Raw genomic sequence first — 16,029 nt, 5'->3', positions numbered from 1 at the left:
GCCCCGTGCGGAGCCCGTCAAGGCCCGCGGCAGTCGCGAATAGATGCACCGCAACTGGGTATGCGTGCCAAAATCGCCGGTCGATGTGCCGGCCTAAGTACTGTGTAAAGAAGCGACCGTGCGGCGAAAGTGGGGACACACCATGAACACGACCCGGACGTTGTGTGCGTCTGCGGCGGCGGCTCTGACGCTGGCCGCCAGCCCCGCGACGGCGCATGCCGGCACTGACCCGACGTACTTCACCAACTCCGACAACAGCATGCAGGTCATCTACAGCGGTGGTGGGCTGACGACCTATGCGACTGTCGTTGACACGCACAACCCGGAAGGGTCGTTCGAGTTCTGCCACTATCACTCGCAGGGCGTGATGGGCACGGTCGCGTTTCCCTACGACGCGGACATTGGTGTCACCGGCCCGCACCCGTCGGCGCCGATCACGATCATTTTCCAGGCCATCGGCGGTCGTTACAGCGTCAACGTGACGTGCAACAACACGGGAAACTCCGCCGCGTTCTCGCCGGTGCTCCTGGTGAACTGAGCGCCGCGACACGACCTGCGCGAAGTTGCCTCCCAACGCCTGACCAGGCATTAAAGTGCTGCGGATGAGCACGAAGCGGTCATCCAACGGGCGGGGTCGGTGGTTGGCTTTCGGCGCGACCCTCGCGGTGTCCGCCGGCATGATCTACGCCCAGAGCACCGAGTCGCCGTGCTGTAGCGCGAAGCCGACGGCGTCCGCACCCAGCGCCAGCCCGGTGGCCCACGAGCAACCCGCGCCCCCGCCGGCTCAGCCGGCACCCGCACCCGCACCGGCGCCACTTCGGATGGCCAGCCCGGAGGAACTGAAGGCCCTGACCGCCGACGCACCCACCTCCGCGCAGAATTTCACGTTCGCCCTACCCGTCGGCGTCGCGCCCGAGAGCGGCTTGCAGGTCAAGACCATCTGGGCCGCGCGCGCCATCAGCCTGCTGTTTCCGCAGATCAGCACCATCGGCGGATTCCGGCAGGACGCGCTGCGGTGGCACCCCAACGGGCTGGCGATCGACGTGATGATCCCGAACCACAACTCCCCCGAGGGCATCGAACTCGGCGACCAGATCGCCGGGTATGCGCTGGCCAACGCCAAGCGCTGGGGCATCGACCACGTGATCTGGCGGCAGAAGATCTACCCCGGCCTGGGCAAGCCCAGCTGGACCGCGAATCTCGGCAACGAGACCGCCAACCATTACGACCACGTCCACATCGCCACTGACGGCGGCGGCTACCCGACCGGCCACGAGACCTACTCCATCGGGTCGATGACCCCGACGCCGCCGGCCTGATCGACTCCCGATCGGCCCCGTGGCGAGCCGGTAAGCTGGCCGAGTCAGTAACGCAGAGCAATGGAGAAACATGAAACGACCGGTTTTTCGCGCCTTCCCCGCAGCCGCTTTCGGCATCTCGGCGGCGGCGATGATCCTGGCCGCCCCGTTGGCTCACGCGACTGACGTCGAGGACAAGTGCAAGGCGGAGGGCGGGCAGTACACCCAGAGCCAGGTGAGCGCGCATTTCGGGCAGGACGCGCAGTTGCAGGAAACCTGCACAGTCGGCAACAAGTCGACGACATGGACCAACGGCGTCCAGGGACCGACCTACGGCGGCTGATCCGCCAGGCGTACTCCAGTGGGACGGGTTGACAGCAAAGTCGCGCTGATCACCGGCGGCGCCCGTGGGATGGGCGCCGAACACGCCCGGCTGCTGCTGAGCGAGGGCGCCAAGGTCGTCATCGGCGACGTACTCGACGACGAAGGTCGTTCCGTCGCAGCCGAACTCGGCGACTGCGCGCATTACGTGCATCTCGATGTCACTCAGCCGGACCAGTGGACGGCCGCGGTCGGCGAGACCGTGAGTAGGTTCGGTCGGCTCAATGTCCTGGTGAACAATGCCGGTGTGTCGGGCCGAAAGACGTTGCGCAAGTTCGAACTCGAGCGCTGGCGCCATACCCTGGACGTCAACCTGACCGGCACGTTTCTGGGCACCCAGGCCGTGGTCGACGCGATGATCGACGCCGCCGGAGGCTCGATCATCAACATCTCCTCGATCGAGGGGTTGCGCGGGGCGCCGTTCGCGCACGCCTACGTCGCCTCCAAATGGGCGGTTCGCGGGCTGACCAAATCCACTGCACTCGAGCTGGGGCGCTACAACATCCGGGTCAACTCGATTCATCCCGGGCTGGTGCGCACACCGATGACGGCGCATTTTCCCGACGACATCGTGAAGTCGGCGCTCGGCCGTCCCGCCGAGCCGATCGAGGTGTCCAACTTCGTCCTCTTCCTGGCCAGCGACGAGTCGTCGTACTCGACGGGCGCGGAATTCGTCGTCGACGGCGGCGTCACCGCGGACACCCCCCGGAAAGACCTCGAGCGTTGAGACGAGCCGCCCTCGCGACCGCGGCAATCCTGTTGTGCAGCATCGACTTTGCCTCGCCCGCGATCGCCGAGCCACCACCTGACTTCGACCTGAGCCACCACCCGTCCCCCGCACTCTCCCCCGGCGTCGGCATCGGCATCTACGACGCCGACAACCAACCCGTCGACACCTGCACGGCCGGGTGGCTCATCCATGACGGCAACGGGCAGCCCGGCCTCCTCACCGCGGGCCACTGCGACGACGGCGGCGATGTCACGTTCTTCAACCAGGCCAAGGGATTTCAGATTGTGGGGGCGTTCACCCATAAGGCCCTTGGCGGCGAGCACGGCGAGGACGAGGACATCGCCGTGCTCGGCATCGGCAATGCGACACCCGGGCCCCCGGTGCCGACCGACGCCCGGATCATCGGAGTTCGCCCGATTGTCCGACCCGTCGAGGAGACGCGACTGGTCAAGGGGCAGCAGCTGTGCCATTTCGGCCTGATCAGTGGACCACGACGCGGCGGTCCGGAATGCGGGCCGATCGTCGAACTACGGCCCACCACAGTCCGGTTCGACGCGCATGTGACCGAGGGCGACTCGGGCGGGCCGGTCTACGTCCGCAACGCCGACGGCACCGCCACCCCGGTCGGCATCACGATTCGCGACGGCGACGACGGCGGGACGGTCGCACAGCTGATCGGTCCGTGGCTGACCCGCTGGCACCTGCGCCTTGACGCCTGAGCCCGCCTAGTTGCGCCCGTAGTCCACCTGCCAGTGCTTGATCCCGTTCAGCCAGCCCGACCGCAACCGGTCCGGCGAGCCGACCGCGGTGAGGTCGGGAACCAAGTCGGCGAGCGCGTCGAACATCACCCCGATGGTCAGCCTGGCCAAGTTGGCGCCCATGCAGTAATGGGCGCCGGTGCCCCCGAAGCTCAAGTGCGGGTTGGGATCCCGCAATATGTTGAACGAGAACGGGTCGTCGAATACTTCTTCGTCGAAATTGGCCGAACGGTAGAACAACGCCAGGCGCTGGCCACGCTTGATCGGTACGCCGGCAAGGTCCACGTCACGCGACGCGGTGCGCTGGAACGCCGTGATCGGCGTTGCCCATCGGATGATCTCGTCCGCGGTGGTCGCCGGGCGGTGCGCTTTGAAGATCTCCCACTGATCGGGATTGTCGGCGAACGCCATCATCCCCTGGGTGATCGAGTTGCGAGTCGTCTCGTTGCCCGCGACCGTCAGAGTCACCATGAACAGTCCGAACTCTTCATCGGAGAGCTTGTGGCCGTCGACGTCGGCGGTGATCAGCCGCGTGACGATGTCGTCGCCGGGATGGTCCGCCTTATGGGCCGCAAGCTGCATGCCGTAGAACATCAGCTCCGCTGCCGACTCCAGGGCCGGTGCTCCGGCGAACTCGGGGTCCTCGTCGCCGACCATGTTGTTGGTCCAGTGAAACAGCTTCGATCGGTCCTCGAACGGAACCCCGATGAGTCCGGCGATCGCTTGCAGCGGCAGCTCGCTGGCAACCTGCGCAACGAAGTCTCCGGAACCGGCCGTTGCCGCCTCCGTCACGATCCGGCGAGCCCGTTCCGTCAAGTCGGCGCGCAGTAGGTCGACCGCGCGTGGGGTGAACCCGCGCGCCACGATCTTGCGCATCCGGGTGTGCTGCGGGGCGTCCATGTTGATCATCGAGAACCGGCCGGCCTCGATCTGTCCGTGGGCCGCATCTTCATCGACGTACCGCGGCACAATGCAATTCTCGGCGCTGGAATACACGTCGCTGTGCCGAGAGACCTCCCGAATATCGCGGTGTCGACTCACCACCCAGTACCCGCCGTCGGTGAAGCCGCCAACACCCGGGAGCTGCTCATTCCACCAGACGGGCGCGGAGTTCCGCAGCACCCGCAGTTCCTCGGTCGGCAGCCGACTGGCGTACACGTCGGGGTCGGTGAAATCGAACCCGTGCAGCAGTTCGTGTGTCGTCATGTGTCACTCCAACCAGCCGGGAATGTTCCAGTATCACCTTCAGGACCAACGAGTTGGAGGGCTTTTGCGCCGACTCAGGCTTCGACGACCCTGGTGAACACCAGCGCCGGCCGACCGGCTCCGGTTTCGCGCTTACGGCTGCGGTCGGCGGCCGCCTCGTACATGCCGCACCGGCGAAGCCGCGAGCCGATGGTGCTGCCACTGGAAGTCGGATCGCACGCACGAGCCAGCGCCATCACCTCACCCATCGTGGTGGTGTCGCCCACCAGCGCGTAGGTCAGCGCCGGGTCGGAGAACAACCCGGTGCCGATCTTGGCCAACGCTGCGCGGACCATCGCCGAGTGTCCGAACGGCATGTCATCGGGAAGATCCTCGACCAGCACGGCGCCGGGGGTGTCGGCGGGAACCCGGGCACCGACGACGATCGACACCGTGTGCCCTCGTTCGTCGCGACCTGGATCGCTGACGACGTCGAGAATGGCTACGCCACCGGCGATCTCGACACCGGCCTTCTCCCGGACGATGCGGTGGGCGGCCTGCTCAACCGTCTCCTGGTCCCACGCCGCCAGCAGCCCGCCCGGCAGCGTGGTCGCGCCTTGGTGCGGCCGGCTGTTACGGGTAATGAGCGCGACGCGCACCGCGTCAGCGTCCTCGGTCAACGCCACCACGTCCACCGACAGCCATGTTCCGTGGACGGGATGTTCACCGTCCCGGTAGGCGAGATTGGTTTCGCGCAGCGACATCGTCATTACGCTTTCGCGGCATGGTCGCGACGCAGATACAACTCGGTCTCGTGCCGAAGTGTTTCCCGGACATCGGCGAAGGACTGCTGCCGCAACAGCTTTCCGTTCTCGTAGACCAGCTGGAGCTCCTGGTCGGCCTCCTGCTCGGCGTCCGCGTGTTCGATCAGGTACGGGCGGCCGGCCACGTTGCGTCGCACGGCCAGCCGGCCGGTGGCGGACTTCTTCGTGCCGTCGTCGGTGACCGGGTCTTTCTGGATGTCAGAGCCGACACCGTCTATCTGGACCCAGGTTGCCTTCATCGCCATCTTGAAGGTGTCACGGGTCTGGTACTGGTAGGTGTAGCTGCCGTAGCCGAAAATGACTGCGGTAGAGGCGAATCCCTGCCGCATCAGGTTCGCGGTGATCGCATCGGCGCGTTCGTAAGTGATCGAGTCGCCGTAGATGGCGCCGACATGCGGGTCGAGATCGCGGTACCCTTTGACGTTCTCGACAGTGCCGAACTCGTGGGCGAGCAGGTTCACCACACCCCGTCGTGCCGGGCTACCCTCCGGAGCACTCGGATCACCGCACAGGATCCGCTCGGGATCCCCACTGTCGGGCCGGATCACGAGCTTGCCGTTCCGCGCCAGGATCCGATCCTTGAGTCGGGGCAGGAAGTCCGTACAGACCTGCCACAGGTCGTAGGTGTCGGAGACGATGGACAGCGTCCCATTCGGGTAGAGGTCGAGCAGTCGTTCGAATGTCTCGAACTCCGTGTCGCGGCCACCGGCGCACATGACGCTGTGTTCGGTGGCCGGGCAGGACCCCGCCACAATTCCGTTGTCTCCCGGGTAATACCGGTCGACGAACAAGACCGCCGACAGCGTGTCGGTGCCACGGAAGCTGATCAGGTGGCCGGCGCTGCTGGCCGCGGCCGCGTGGATGCCCGCCATCCCACGGCAACTGAAGTCGTGGCCCTGATAGTCGACCATGGCGGGATCGCCGGATGCCGCCGCGCGCTCGTCGAGTAACGCGCGGTTGCGCCACGCCAGGGTCGCGCTGGTGATCGGCTGCCACAACTCCGCGGACAACTCGGTCTCCAAATAGTTGGTCAGCCAGAACACCCGGGCGTCGGTGTTCTCGACGGTGAAGTACGGCACCCGCAGTGGAACCAGGGAGCCCTCACGAAATGCCTTGACGCGCAGCGGAAGGTGCCCGATCTGGTGGAGCACCCGGAAGTGGTCGGTGCCGACCTCATTGGTGCCGAGTAGTGCGGTGACGAACTGGTCGTACTCCGCAAGCACGGCGTCCAGCGCCGCCGCGTCGAGGCGGAAGAACTCATCCCACCGGTCGGTGAGCTGAGCGAGCAGCGCCTGCAGCCCGAAGAACACGGTCACCTCGACGTCCGGGATCCGGGTGCCGCGCGCGGTGAGGTTGGAGAACACCACCTCGGTGCCATTCGGATACTGCCTGCGGTGATCCAGTTTGTAGGCGTCGGTCGCCAACAAAGTCTCGAGAACGCTCATCGTCCCTCCCCGATCTCGCGCACGGCTTCGGTGATCCACGGCAGCAGCGGTGTCACCTGAATCTGGTTGTCGCGCAAGCCCGCTGCGACCGCGGAGCCGAGCGAGTCGGTCGTGTAGATACGCCGGTAGGGCTTGCGAGCTTCGGCCGAGTGGTCAGGTTTGGTGAACCCGCCGTGGGTGACCCACAGGTCGAGTTCCACCCCGTCGGGCACGGCGCCGGCCAACAGAGCGAAAGTGCCACCGCCGTCGAAGATGTCGTCGACAACGAGGTAGCGACCGGCGGCCAGGTCGGCCTCGAAGGAGTAATTCGACAGGTGCCCGGTTCGCGGATCACGATTCTTGCTCGCGACGAACACCGGCACCTTGAGTGCGGTGGCGACGTCAGTGGCCCGCCGGACCGCGCCCTTGTCGGGGCTGATGACGCCGAGGGGTCGTCCGTCCGGCAGCACTGCTCGCCCGACGATGTCCGGCATGGGCAGCAGGTGCTCGCGGATCGTCGGGTTGGCGGCCTTTAGGGCGGTCAGCCAGACGGGGCTGTGCGGGTCGACGGCGATGATGTCGGTGATGCCGGAACTGGCCGCGAAAGTCGCGTTGACGACGGCGGGGTTCGGGATGTCCTTGTCGCCGCGTGCACTGGGCAGATAGGGCAACGCGAGCGCTCGGCGCTGGTGCGGGAACAAATCCTCGGCCACGGCGGCCCATTCGCGGACCAGCGCCCAGTCGACGGCGGTGCCGTTGACCTGCAGCACCTGGACGGTGCCGGTCACCAGATCCGCTTCTGGGGTCTGCCGGACGGTCAGATCACCCATCGGATAGGCGAACACTTCCAGCGTCTGGCTCTGCAGTTGATTGTCACGTCCGAGCGCGTGGAACGTGTATCGGAGATCGAGCATTCGCCGACTCTAGCAGATTTTTCGCAAATCAGAATTAATTAATCTGCGGCGCTCAGCGAGGTCGTTGAGCAGTTACTTGATGCCGAGCTGATTGCACTCGAGCACGAAGAGCTCGCGTGGCGGGTCGGTGCCGTGGCTGTGCAGTTCTTTGCCCTCGGGCGTCGCGTAGAAGTGTTTGGCTTGGGCTTCGACGCAGCGTTCGAGCTTGCTCTGTCCGAAGTAGTGCTGGTACAGGGACCACAACAGCGCCACGACGACGACCGCGATGACGGCGACCGGTGCGAAACCACGTCTTCTCATGTTCTGCCTGAGGGTAGTCGTATGTCGTTGCCGTCACGGCAGGAGGCACTGACGCAACTCGCTGTATGCGTCGACCAGCTGCTCGAGCGAGAAGCCGATGTTCAAGCCGCTCGGGTTCGGCAGCACCCACGCCTGTGCACCCGCGAAGCCGGGCGAGTATCGGCCCCATGGGATATCGGGCCTGCCGATCATGCAGGCCAGAGCCCGTTTTCCGAGAAACGCCACCGCCCGTGGCTGGTAGCGTCGAATCTTGTCCTCGAATTCAGGCTGCGCGCAGCGGAATTCGTCGGGAGAGATCTCGCTGGCCCGCCTCGTCGGCCGCCGGACAACCGCGGTCACACCGCATCCGTAATCCAACAGGCGACGCTCGTCGGCCGGCTTCAGGCGAACATCGGTGAAGCCGGCCAAATGCAGGACCGGCCAGAACCGGTTGTTGCAGTGCGAGAAGTTGTAGCCGTCCTGCATCGCGCTTGCGGCGAGATTCAATCCACAGAAGACAACGTTCAGCTCTGGAGCAAGAATGTCCGGATCGAAATCGGCCACCTCAGCGCGTGCTTACGTGTGAAAAGCGCTGCGGCATAGCCCAAGTCAGCCCGCGAGCCAATTCCATACCGACATATCGCCACGCGGGTAGTTTTCGCACACCTCAGTCGCTTTCGCGACGACGCCTTTGTTGTGGAAGAAGATTTTGGCCCAATTACCCCAGTGGGTGGCGACCTGCTCGTAGTAGACGTTCGTGGCGGTGTCTTCGGAGTACTGACGCCGCCCCGCCGAGTCGAGCGAGAAGAACCAGTGGATCCGGTCGACCGCGGACTGCTGCACGTCAGCAGGACGATTGCTCTTGTCGCGCATGTAGCGGTCGAAGTACACCGGGCTGGTGTCGCGCGCGGCGGCTAGATACTGCTCTGCGTCGCAAGGCGTTTGGATGATGCGACGAGGAATCGGGAAGTCCTCGGTCGAGTCCGCAACTGCGGGAGCCGCTAGTGCTATGGCCGCGAACAGCAGGGGCAACAGGACTGCAGCCCGACGGAACGTATGCGCCATCGGTCCTCCATGGCTCGTGAGCGTATTCATGCTTCGAGCGAAAACCGCGGACGGCGGCGGATTATTTCCGCGCTACGAAATCGCCGAAGTCAGGCGCCCTTGTGCTCGGCGCGACCGAACGTCCACGCGGTGATCTCGTCGAGACGCACCCGCAGTTCGTCGTGGCGCGCGACGTCGCCGTCCGGATGCCGGACAGAGACCTTGGACAGGTGCACGTAATCGTGCGACCGGCAGCTGCCGTCCGGCTTCTGGCTGTCACCGCCGTTGCCGACCGGCACCGGGTGCCGGTGGTCGATGCCGACCGTCTGCAGGTAGTGGAGCACCTTCTGGTCGTAGTACCAGCAGGGTTCGATGCTGCCGGTGATGCTCGCCGAAGCAAGATAGAGCGTCACGTCGACGGCCCGGCCGGGTGACGGCGGGTTCGCCTCGACCGCGTCGATCACCAGGTGGAGCTTGTTGTCGGTCACCGTGTGCGTGATGCCGGTGTCCACTGCAGTCACGTCGACTCCCTCTTGCGTGCGATCGGCGAGTTCTTCAGCGGGAGAATAACCCAACCTGAGCCACGCCGTCGCTGGCAGATCCCGGGCGGCAGCACTGTTCACCTGCCGTTTAGGTGCTGGGCATATCGCGCGGCGGCCGGTCAGGCTCGCGGAATTTCATCGAGCAGCGAATTCACTTCGGAGAACGGCATTCCCGAGGTCGACGAGGCGATATCACCCGCCGCGAGCGCCGTCGCCGCCGCTTTCAACGCGGTTGCTACGTGGGCGTAAACCGCGGCCCCAGTGCTGATCCGTTTGACCCCCGCGGCGGACAGCTCGGCCACGGTCGGCCGCTCCGACTTGGTGCCGACGACGACGTTGACCGGTTTCGGCGCAACGGCTTTCACGATGGCCTCGACGGCCGCCAGGTCGGGCGGGTAGGGAGCGTAGAGCACGTCGGCGCCGGCTTCCGCGAAGGCGGTGAGGCGGCGAATCGTCTCGTCGAGATCGTCGCGGCCGTGGATGAAGTTGTCCGTGCGGCCGGTCAGCACGATCCGGCCCTTAGCCGCGGCGGCTGCCGCCGCGACCCGTGCGACGGCGTCGTCGAAGTCGCGGACCGGATGCGCCGGGTCACCGGAGGTGTCCTCGATTCCGATGCCCGCCAAGCCGGTGTCGATGGCAGCGGCCACCGTGTCCGCCACGTCGTCGGGCGTCTCGCCGTAGCCGTCCTCGAAGTCGCCGTTGACCGGCAGGCCCGCGACGTCGATCAGCAGCTTCGCGTGGGCGAGATGTTCGGCGGCGCTGACCGCGTGGCGGCCGTCGCGCCGCCCCAGCGTGGCCGCAAAGGCCGCCGAGGATGTCGCCAGGGCGGCAAATCCGGCCTGCTTGAACAGCAGTGCCGATATTGCGTCCCACGGGTTGGGCATGACGAACGCGTTGGGCTGAAAATGCAACGCCAGGAACCGCTCGTAGTGCTCAGAGCTCATACGGCGAGCCACCCTTCTCTCGGCGCGCGTTGCCGCTCAAGCGAATTCGGTCGGCGATCAACCCGATCGCCGCGGCGACGGCCAGGATACCGAGGCCGAACATCCACGGCGGCAACGGCGCCCACGGGCCCTTGCCGATCGTCACGCTGTGCCGCGCATCGCCGTTGTCGCCAGGATCGAGCACCGAGACGCGGTAGGCGCCCGCGGCGGGCACATCGAATGTGGCGTAGGTGTTCCACGACTCTTGGCCGACGGTGGTCGCTGCCGCGTGCGTGTTGGGGGTCAGCGGCAGCGCGGCCCCGCCGGCGACGGGTTGCACGCTGACCTGTATGCCGACCGGGATCGTCGCGCTCTCATTCTTGCCGAAGGTGCCGTGCTCTTGCACGTAGAGCCGGGCCGGGCCGGCCGGCAACGTCACGGTGACGTCGCCGGGAATCGGGACCCTGCCGAAGGCGTCGTGGCCCGGCGCGAAGAAGCCGCCCGAGAACACCCATGCGGCCGCCAAGACCGATCCGACCAGCAGTGGGATGCCCCAGCACAGGCCGCGGCCGAGGCTCATCGCGCGCCGATCAGTTGCGGGATCGCCGAGGCGTCGACGGGTTCACCGAAGAAAAATCCCTGCCCGATGTCGCAGCCGTGCTCGCGCAGCCAATCGGCGGTCTCGCCGTCTTCGATGCCCTCGGCGACGACGGTGACGCCGAGTTCGTGGGTCAGGTCGATGACGGCCCGCACGACCGCGGCGGCCCGGGCGTCGCTGGTGATCGACGAGATGAACTGGCGGTCCAGCTTGACCTCGTCGATGGGCAGGTCGTGCAGGTAGGACAGCGCCGAGAAACCGCTGCCGAAGTCGTCGATCGCAATCCGAATGCCCTGTTCGCGCAACCGGCGCAGCACCGCCGTCACCCGTTCGATGTCGTTGAGGATCAAATCCTCGGTGATCTCGACGGTCAGCAAAGACGTTGACAGACAACGACTTCGCAATGCGTCACACAGCGCGTCGGGCAACGTCGCGTCCTTGAGGTCCGGGGCGAACATGTTGACCGCGACCGCCGTTGCTACCCCTGACGTCTCCCAGCGCACCATGTCGTCGAGCGCCCGGGCCACCATGAGTTCGGTCACCTGACGCATCAGCCCGTGCCGGCGCACGAGATCCATGAACGCGTCCGGTCGCAGCACGCCCAGCTCCGGGTGCGGCCAGCGCAGTAAGGCCTCCAACCCGACGATGCGGCTCGATTGCAGCTGCAATTTCGGTTGGTAGAGCAGCTCCAGCTGAGCGTTGTCGATCGCGCGGCGCAACTCGCCCAGGAGACGAATCTGTGCGGCGCCGTCGCCGGCGGTCCGGCTGACGGCGCGATCCACCGACTCCATCGCGTCGGGCGCGGCCAGCGCCATGTCCGGGCTGAACGAGTGCATGCCCGACGAACGGGATCGCTTCGCGGCGTACATCGCGATGTCGGCGCGCTTCATCAGCGCTTCGGGTGCCAGTCCCGGCTCGTCCGCGGAGGCGACGGCGATGCCGACGCTGGGCCGCACGAGCATCCCTTCACCGTCGATGACGAACGGCTCGTCAAAGGCTTCGACGACGCGGCCGGCGACGACATAGGAGTGGTCCTCGCGCCCCTCGAGCAGAAGGGCGAACTCGTCGCCGCCGAGACGCGCGACGGTGTCGCCAGGCCGGACGCAGCCGACGATCCGTTCGCCGATGCTCACCAGAACCGTGTCCGCCACCGGGTGGCCCAGGCTGTCGTTGACGAGTTTGAAATCGTCGATGTCGATCGACACGACGGCGATCGAACGGTCGTCGCGTTGCCGCAGCATCATCGCGTGGGCCAGTCGATCGTGGAACAGCGTCCGGTTGGCGAGCCCGGTCAGCGGGTCGCGCAGAGCCTGGTCGGCGGCGGCGGCCAGCAGCCGCCGGTTCTCCCACGCCGCCACGGCTTGCCGGATCACCACCGAAACCATGATGAGTGGCACGATGATCCGCTCGAAACCCGACATGACGAGCGCGGGCCCCACGGTGCCGGCCAGCAACAGCGGCACGTACGGCAGCCAGATTGTCGACTTCGACGCGACGGCCGCCGGCCGCGGCGGCGGGGGCCGAAGACTCAGCAGTGCGGCACAGGCGAAAGCGATGGACGATGCGGCCCAGCCGAGGTCGAGCGGGGTGCCGAGATGGAAGCGCCCGCGCTCGACGAGGTTTCCGTACGCGATGTCGGTGGCGGCGACGAACGCTATCGCCGTGGTGAGCACCAAGAGCTCGCGTCGATACCGAGGTTCGGCGCGACCGATGGCAACCAGAGCGGTGCTGAGCATCACCAGGTCGCCGATCGGAAAGAGCAGCCTCAGGTCGGAGAGCTGTCGATCGTCGACGTAGTCGAGATACACGCCGTGCAGCGCGGCGATCCACATCAGCAGGAAGATGCACAGCGTCGCGGTGATGCCGTCGAGGGCGCCGCGCAGGCGTGAACCCCGGGCGGGGCCGGTCGGAAACAGGCCCACCGCCGTCGCGGTGAGCACGGTGTAAGCCACGCACAGCACGCTCATCGACGCAGGAAAAACGTTGGGCCCCAGCATAATTGCCTGGACGGTCCACACCAGATTCCCGACGACCCAGACCGCGAGCGCCACCGCCATCGTCGTCCACGCCCTGCGGGCGCGGCCCTGCGCGTTTCGGGCGGCCAGCGATGCGCAGGTCGACGCGTACGTCGCCAGCACGAGCAGCGCCAGCCCGTCGACCACGCGGACCGCCGGTTCGCCGCCCCACCGGAAGACCAGCACGAGCGCCAACGCGGCACCGGCCGCAACCGGTACGACCAGCAGCGGCGCCACGCGCGGCGCTCCTACGCTCACGGCACCAACGACCTCCCGACATCGCCGACCCGATTCTCGAAGAGTGCCAGATCAGGCGGGTGTTGGCACGATTTTGAGCCCTAAACGGGGTCGACGAAAACCGGCGGCTCCCCCGACATGCCAGCCATCACGGCAGCGAGCTGATTGGGCTTACCGATCAGGTTCGCCTGCAGTTCGGATTCGAGTTCCAGCGCGGCGGCGGCGTCGTCGCTGACCCACGTCTGGTCGTAGAGGCGCTTGGCGGCCCGCACGGCGTCGGGTGACTTCTGTGCGATCTGCTCGGCGAGTTCGAGCGCCGACGCCAGCGGGTCGTCGCTGTTCCGCGTCACCAGCCCGAGGGTCAAAGCCTCACTGCCCGAGACGATCCGGCCGCTGAACGTCAGTTCTTTCGCGACGTCGATCGGGACCAGGCGGGGCAGGGACTGCGTGATGCCCATGTCGGGAACCAGACCCCACTTGACCTCCATCACCGACAGTTTCGCCTCCGGCGCCGCGATCCTGATGTCGGCGCCCAGCGCGATCTGGATGCCGCCGCCGAAGCAGTTGCCGTGAATGGCGGCGATCACGGGGGCCGGCACCAGGGACCAGTCGTAGGCCACCCGCTGCGCGAAGTTGGCCAGCCGACCGGCGTCGCGTTCCAGCAGCACGCCGGTGCCGCGTTGGCCGGACATGAAGCTGGCGATGTCCAGGCCGGAGCAGAAGCTCTTGCCCTCACCGTGCAGCACGACCGCGCGCACCGACGCCTCGTCCGCAAGCCGCTCGGCGGCGTTGGCCAGCCCTTCGAACATGGCCTGGTCGAGCGCGTTGTGCTTGTCGGCGCGAACCATCGTCACGGTGGCCACACCGGTCGCGCCGATCTTGATCTGAACTCTGTCTTCGGACATGCCCCGGAACTTACTCCAGGCAGGTGAGGTGGCTGCGGCGGTACGGTTCGCCAACCGCAGCGCCGGGTAGCCGTCAAGGCATGTCGATACCGGACGATGCAGACAAGAACATCGGTGACAACCTGCGCCGAGCGGACAAACACGTCGCGCGCGGCGAGAGTGGCGACGCGGAGCCCGATCACGCCCCAAGCTCGAGCGGCGCCGGTGACGAAGACGACCGATCGGCTCGGGACTGATCGCTGCCGACGCCCCTCGTCATCCGCGGGTGACGGTTACCGCAATCTCGTTGCGGCGCAGGAACGGCACCGTCCATGGTGGGTCATAGAACCACGCGGCGGGAATGCCCGACGGTCGAAAGTCGGTGCCCTCCAGTGACTTCAGCAGCGCGTCCGTCTGCGATGCGACGACCTCGTGGGAGGCTCTGCCTGAAAATCGCCGCACCGCAATGGCCGCGGCCGGTACGTCAACGAGCCGTACGGCCGAATTCTCCGGCGTAGGCAGCGTTGCCAGGGTCTTGTCCGCGGGCATGAAGAACTGGATGACCCATTCACCGTTATCGTCACGCTGCTGCGCGACCGGCGCCGTCATCGCAATCTGCTCGCCTCGGACACCGCCCGGATGCTGGCCGACCGGCGCGGTCATCGCAATCTTGATGTCGCGGTCATTGCCGCCGAAGATGTATCCCGCAAGGCGACGGAATCCCTCGCTGCGCGCAGCCTCGTCGGCGCCCTCGACCGTGGTCTCGGCGGCGACGCGTGGACCGTAGGCACGGATCTCCACGCCGTTTTCCACCCGCTCAACAGTGTGCGCGGGTTCCTCGGTGCCACTGCGAATTCCAATGACCGCAGCACTCGCCTCGAGCACACTACGAACAGTTCTCACGACCATCCCGATCACGGCTGACCCCTTACCTGCGCTCGACGGACGCCTCGCATCCTCCTGAGAGCTACCCGCAGACGAGGAACCGCAATCTCACCGCGCAGGCACATCCGCCAAGCGGCAGGCCCGCAACCGGTGAATGCCCCTGCAGCGTGGAAACATTCGGCCGCGGCCTACCGGTCAGGTGTGCCGGCCAACTGCTTTTCGAATTGCTCGACCACGAACTGCGCGACCGCGCTCACCTTCAGGTTGACCTCCTGGGATGCCTTCACCATCGTCGCGAAGGCCTGCAGACCGGTGATCTTGTCGCGCGCCATCAGGATGCCCTTGGCCTGTCCGATCACGTCGCGACTGGCGATGGCCGCCTGCATCTGATCTTGGGCGGCGGCGCCGGCCAGCGCGACCGCCGCGTGCTGAGCGAAGATCTCTCCGACCACAACCGACTCGTCGCTGAACATGTTTGGGGCCGGCCCGTAGATCGTGAGCACGCCGAGCACTTCGCGTTCGACGAACAGCCGGAAGACCATCAGGCACTGCACGCCAAGGTCCGTGGCCGCCTTGACGAATCGCGGCCAGCGTTCTTCAGCACTCAGGTCGGCGATGACGAGGTTTTCTCGATCTGCTAACGCGCTCAACGCGGGACCCTCGCCGAGTTCGTCCTGCAACTCGTTCAATTTCTGGGCGACATCATCGCTGGGCACTTGCGCCAGCACGTTCTTGCCGCGCACGTGTGCGACGCCGGCCCAGCTGATCCCCGGCAGCAGCTTTACCCCGGCATCGACGATCGTCGTCAACAGGTCCGTCGAGTCGGTTTGGGCTTGCATCTGAACGGCAAGGTTGCCTAGAGCGACCGCGAGCCCGGTGGCATCCTGCGGCGAGGCCAACGGACCCTCGTGGTCGGACGGCAGTGAAGTCATGGCTACCCCCAAGGTCAGCAGAAATCGGCTGGGGCTGAACCGACGACACACAATATAGAGGCCGGCGTCGACGCTCGCACGTGACGTCGAAACGGCCCCCGGAGTGATCTCCGGGGGCCGTTTCTTCTTAGTAGCGGGGACAGGATTCGAACCTGCGACCTCTGGGTTATGAGCTA

Annotated in this window: 19 protein-coding genes; 5 read left to right on the top strand and 14 right to left on the bottom strand. The window is 66.3% G+C overall.

Annotated elements, in window-relative coordinates; genetic code table 11:
- Positions 1-142: 142 nt before the first annotated feature.
- The 5 genes from PT015_RS24395 (at position 143) to PT015_RS24375 (ending at position 3,128) form a co-directional block, all read left to right on the top strand.
- Complete coding sequence (locus PT015_RS24395) at positions 143-538, top strand: hypothetical protein (protein ID WP_285187871.1); 396 nt, start codon at positions 143-145, stop codon at positions 536-538.
- 64 nt (positions 539-602) lie between these two features.
- Positions 603-1,319: a glycoside hydrolase gene (locus PT015_RS24390; protein WP_285187870.1), complete on the top strand. Its 717-nt coding sequence runs from the start codon at positions 603-605 to the stop codon at positions 1,317-1,319.
- A gap of 70 nt (positions 1,320-1,389) precedes the next feature.
- Positions 1,390-1,641: a hypothetical protein gene (locus tag PT015_RS24385; protein WP_285187869.1), complete on the top strand. Its 252-nt coding sequence runs from the start codon at positions 1,390-1,392 to the stop codon at positions 1,639-1,641.
- A gap of 18 nt (positions 1,642-1,659) precedes the next feature.
- Positions 1,660-2,406, top strand: coding sequence for a glucose 1-dehydrogenase (locus PT015_RS24380; protein WP_285187868.1), 747 nt, complete (start codon positions 1,660-1,662; stop codon positions 2,404-2,406).
- Positions 2,403-3,128: a chymotrypsin family serine protease gene (locus PT015_RS24375; RefSeq protein WP_285187867.1), complete on the top strand. Its 726-nt coding sequence runs from the start codon at positions 2,403-2,405 to the stop codon at positions 3,126-3,128. The genes PT015_RS24380 and PT015_RS24375 overlap by 4 nt, the downstream gene beginning before the upstream one ends.
- Positions 3,129-3,134: 6 nt before the next feature.
- Here the strand turns inward: PT015_RS24375 and PT015_RS24370 are convergent, their stop codons facing one another.
- The 14 genes from PT015_RS24370 to PT015_RS24305 all read right to left on the bottom strand — a co-directional run bounded on the left by PT015_RS24370 (position 3,135) and on the right by PT015_RS24305 (position 15,853).
- Complete coding sequence (locus PT015_RS24370) at positions 3,135-4,373, bottom strand: cytochrome P450 (RefSeq protein WP_285187866.1); 1,239 nt, start codon at positions 4,371-4,373, stop codon at positions 3,135-3,137.
- 74 nt (positions 4,374-4,447) lie between these two features.
- The gene (locus PT015_RS24365) at positions 4,448-5,116 is read right to left on the bottom strand and encodes an NUDIX domain-containing protein (protein ID WP_285187864.1); all 669 of its coding nucleotides are present in this window, start codon (positions 5,114-5,116) and stop codon (positions 4,448-4,450) included.
- Positions 5,117-5,121: 5 nt separating this feature from the next.
- Positions 5,122-6,621 carry a nicotinate phosphoribosyltransferase gene (locus PT015_RS24360; RefSeq protein ID WP_285187862.1) on the bottom strand — a complete coding sequence of 500 codons (1,500 nt, stop codon included), beginning with the start codon at positions 6,619-6,621 and terminating at the stop codon, positions 5,122-5,124.
- Positions 6,618-7,514 carry a phosphoribosyltransferase family protein gene (locus PT015_RS24355; protein ID WP_285187860.1) on the bottom strand — a complete coding sequence of 299 codons (897 nt, stop codon included), beginning with the start codon at positions 7,512-7,514 and terminating at the stop codon, positions 6,618-6,620. Before PT015_RS24355 ends, PT015_RS24360 begins: the two co-directional genes overlap by 4 nt.
- Positions 7,515-7,586: 72 nt before the next feature.
- Positions 7,587-7,814, bottom strand: coding sequence for a hypothetical protein (locus PT015_RS24350; protein WP_285187859.1), 228 nt, complete (start codon positions 7,812-7,814; stop codon positions 7,587-7,589).
- 33 nt (positions 7,815-7,847) lie between these two features.
- Entirely contained in the window at positions 7,848-8,357 is a 510-nt protein-coding gene (mug, locus tag PT015_RS24345; protein ID WP_285187858.1) for a G/U mismatch-specific DNA glycosylase, read from the bottom strand.
- A gap of 45 nt (positions 8,358-8,402) precedes the next feature.
- Entirely contained in the window at positions 8,403-8,858 is a 456-nt protein-coding gene (locus PT015_RS24340) for a DUF5078 domain-containing protein (RefSeq protein ID WP_285187856.1), read from the bottom strand.
- A gap of 89 nt (positions 8,859-8,947) precedes the next feature.
- Positions 8,948-9,358, bottom strand: coding sequence for a hypothetical protein (locus PT015_RS24335; RefSeq protein ID WP_285187855.1), 411 nt, complete (start codon positions 9,356-9,358; stop codon positions 8,948-8,950).
- A gap of 140 nt (positions 9,359-9,498) precedes the next feature.
- Positions 9,499-10,323, bottom strand: a complete 825-nt coding sequence (locus PT015_RS24330) for an isocitrate lyase/PEP mutase family protein (RefSeq protein ID WP_285187853.1) — start codon at positions 10,321-10,323, stop codon at positions 9,499-9,501.
- Positions 10,313-10,882 (bottom strand): hypothetical protein, encoded by a 570-nt coding sequence (locus PT015_RS24325; protein ID WP_285187852.1) that lies wholly within the window; start codon positions 10,880-10,882, stop codon positions 10,313-10,315. The genes PT015_RS24330 and PT015_RS24325 overlap by 11 nt, the downstream gene beginning before the upstream one ends.
- Positions 10,879-13,152: a putative bifunctional diguanylate cyclase/phosphodiesterase gene (locus PT015_RS24320; RefSeq protein WP_285187851.1), complete on the bottom strand. Its 2,274-nt coding sequence runs from the start codon at positions 13,150-13,152 to the stop codon at positions 10,879-10,881. The genes PT015_RS24325 and PT015_RS24320 overlap by 4 nt, the downstream gene beginning before the upstream one ends.
- A gap of 101 nt (positions 13,153-13,253) precedes the next feature.
- On the bottom strand, positions 13,254-14,057 hold the full coding sequence (locus PT015_RS24315) for a crotonase/enoyl-CoA hydratase family protein (RefSeq protein WP_285187850.1): 804 nt from the start codon (positions 14,055-14,057) through the stop codon (positions 13,254-13,256).
- A gap of 255 nt (positions 14,058-14,312) precedes the next feature.
- On the bottom strand, positions 14,313-14,954 hold the full coding sequence (locus tag PT015_RS24310; protein ID WP_285187849.1) for an SOUL family heme-binding protein: 642 nt from the start codon (positions 14,952-14,954) through the stop codon (positions 14,313-14,315).
- Positions 14,955-15,109: 155 nt separating this feature from the next.
- Positions 15,110-15,853 carry a GAF and ANTAR domain-containing protein gene (locus tag PT015_RS24305; protein WP_285187847.1) on the bottom strand — a complete coding sequence of 248 codons (744 nt, stop codon included), beginning with the start codon at positions 15,851-15,853 and terminating at the stop codon, positions 15,110-15,112.
- Positions 15,854-16,029: the final 176 nt, after the last annotated feature.

This window comes from Candidatus Mycobacterium wuenschmannii (assembly GCF_030252325.1).
In the GTDB taxonomy this organism is placed as follows: Bacteria; Actinomycetota; Actinomycetes; order Mycobacteriales; family Mycobacteriaceae; genus Mycobacterium; species Mycobacterium wuenschmannii.
Note: the sequence above shows the minus strand (reverse complement) of the source record. Positions and strands in the feature narration are given on the sequence as shown.

Bases quoted from the DNA above. Each gene is read 5' to 3' on its own strand.
- PT015_RS24390 (WP_285187870.1), top strand. From the start codon at position 603: ATGAGCACGAAGCGGTCATCCAACGGGCGGGGTCGGTGGTTGGCTTTC.
- PT015_RS24385 (WP_285187869.1), top strand. From the start codon at position 1,390: ATGAAACGACCGGTTTTTCGCGCCTTCCCCGCAGCCGCTTTCGGCATC.
- PT015_RS24340 (WP_285187856.1), bottom strand. From the start codon at position 8,858: ATGGCGCATACGTTCCGTCGGGCTGCAGTCCTGTTGCCCCTGCTGTTC.
- PT015_RS24365 (WP_285187864.1), bottom strand. From the start codon at position 5,116: ATGTCGCTGCGCGAAACCAATCTCGCCTACCGGGACGGTGAACATCCC.
- PT015_RS24355 (WP_285187860.1), bottom strand. From the start codon at position 7,514: ATGCTCGATCTCCGATACACGTTCCACGCGCTCGGACGTGACAATCAA.
- PT015_RS24360 (WP_285187862.1), bottom strand. From the start codon at position 6,621: ATGAGCGTTCTCGAGACTTTGTTGGCGACCGACGCCTACAAACTGGAT.
- PT015_RS24350 (WP_285187859.1), bottom strand. From the start codon at position 7,814: ATGAGAAGACGTGGTTTCGCACCGGTCGCCGTCATCGCGGTCGTCGTC.
- PT015_RS24395 (WP_285187871.1), top strand. From the start codon at position 143: ATGAACACGACCCGGACGTTGTGTGCGTCTGCGGCGGCGGCTCTGACG.
- PT015_RS24305 (WP_285187847.1), bottom strand. From the start codon at position 15,853: ATGACTTCACTGCCGTCCGACCACGAGGGTCCGTTGGCCTCGCCGCAG.
- PT015_RS24370 (WP_285187866.1), bottom strand. From the start codon at position 4,373: ATGACGACACACGAACTGCTGCACGGGTTCGATTTCACCGACCCCGAC.
- PT015_RS24330 (WP_285187853.1), bottom strand. From the start codon at position 10,323: ATGAGCTCTGAGCACTACGAGCGGTTCCTGGCGTTGCATTTTCAGCCC.
- PT015_RS24315 (WP_285187850.1), bottom strand. From the start codon at position 14,057: ATGTCCGAAGACAGAGTTCAGATCAAGATCGGCGCGACCGGTGTGGCC.
- PT015_RS24325 (WP_285187852.1), bottom strand. From the start codon at position 10,882: ATGAGCCTCGGCCGCGGCCTGTGCTGGGGCATCCCACTGCTGGTCGGA.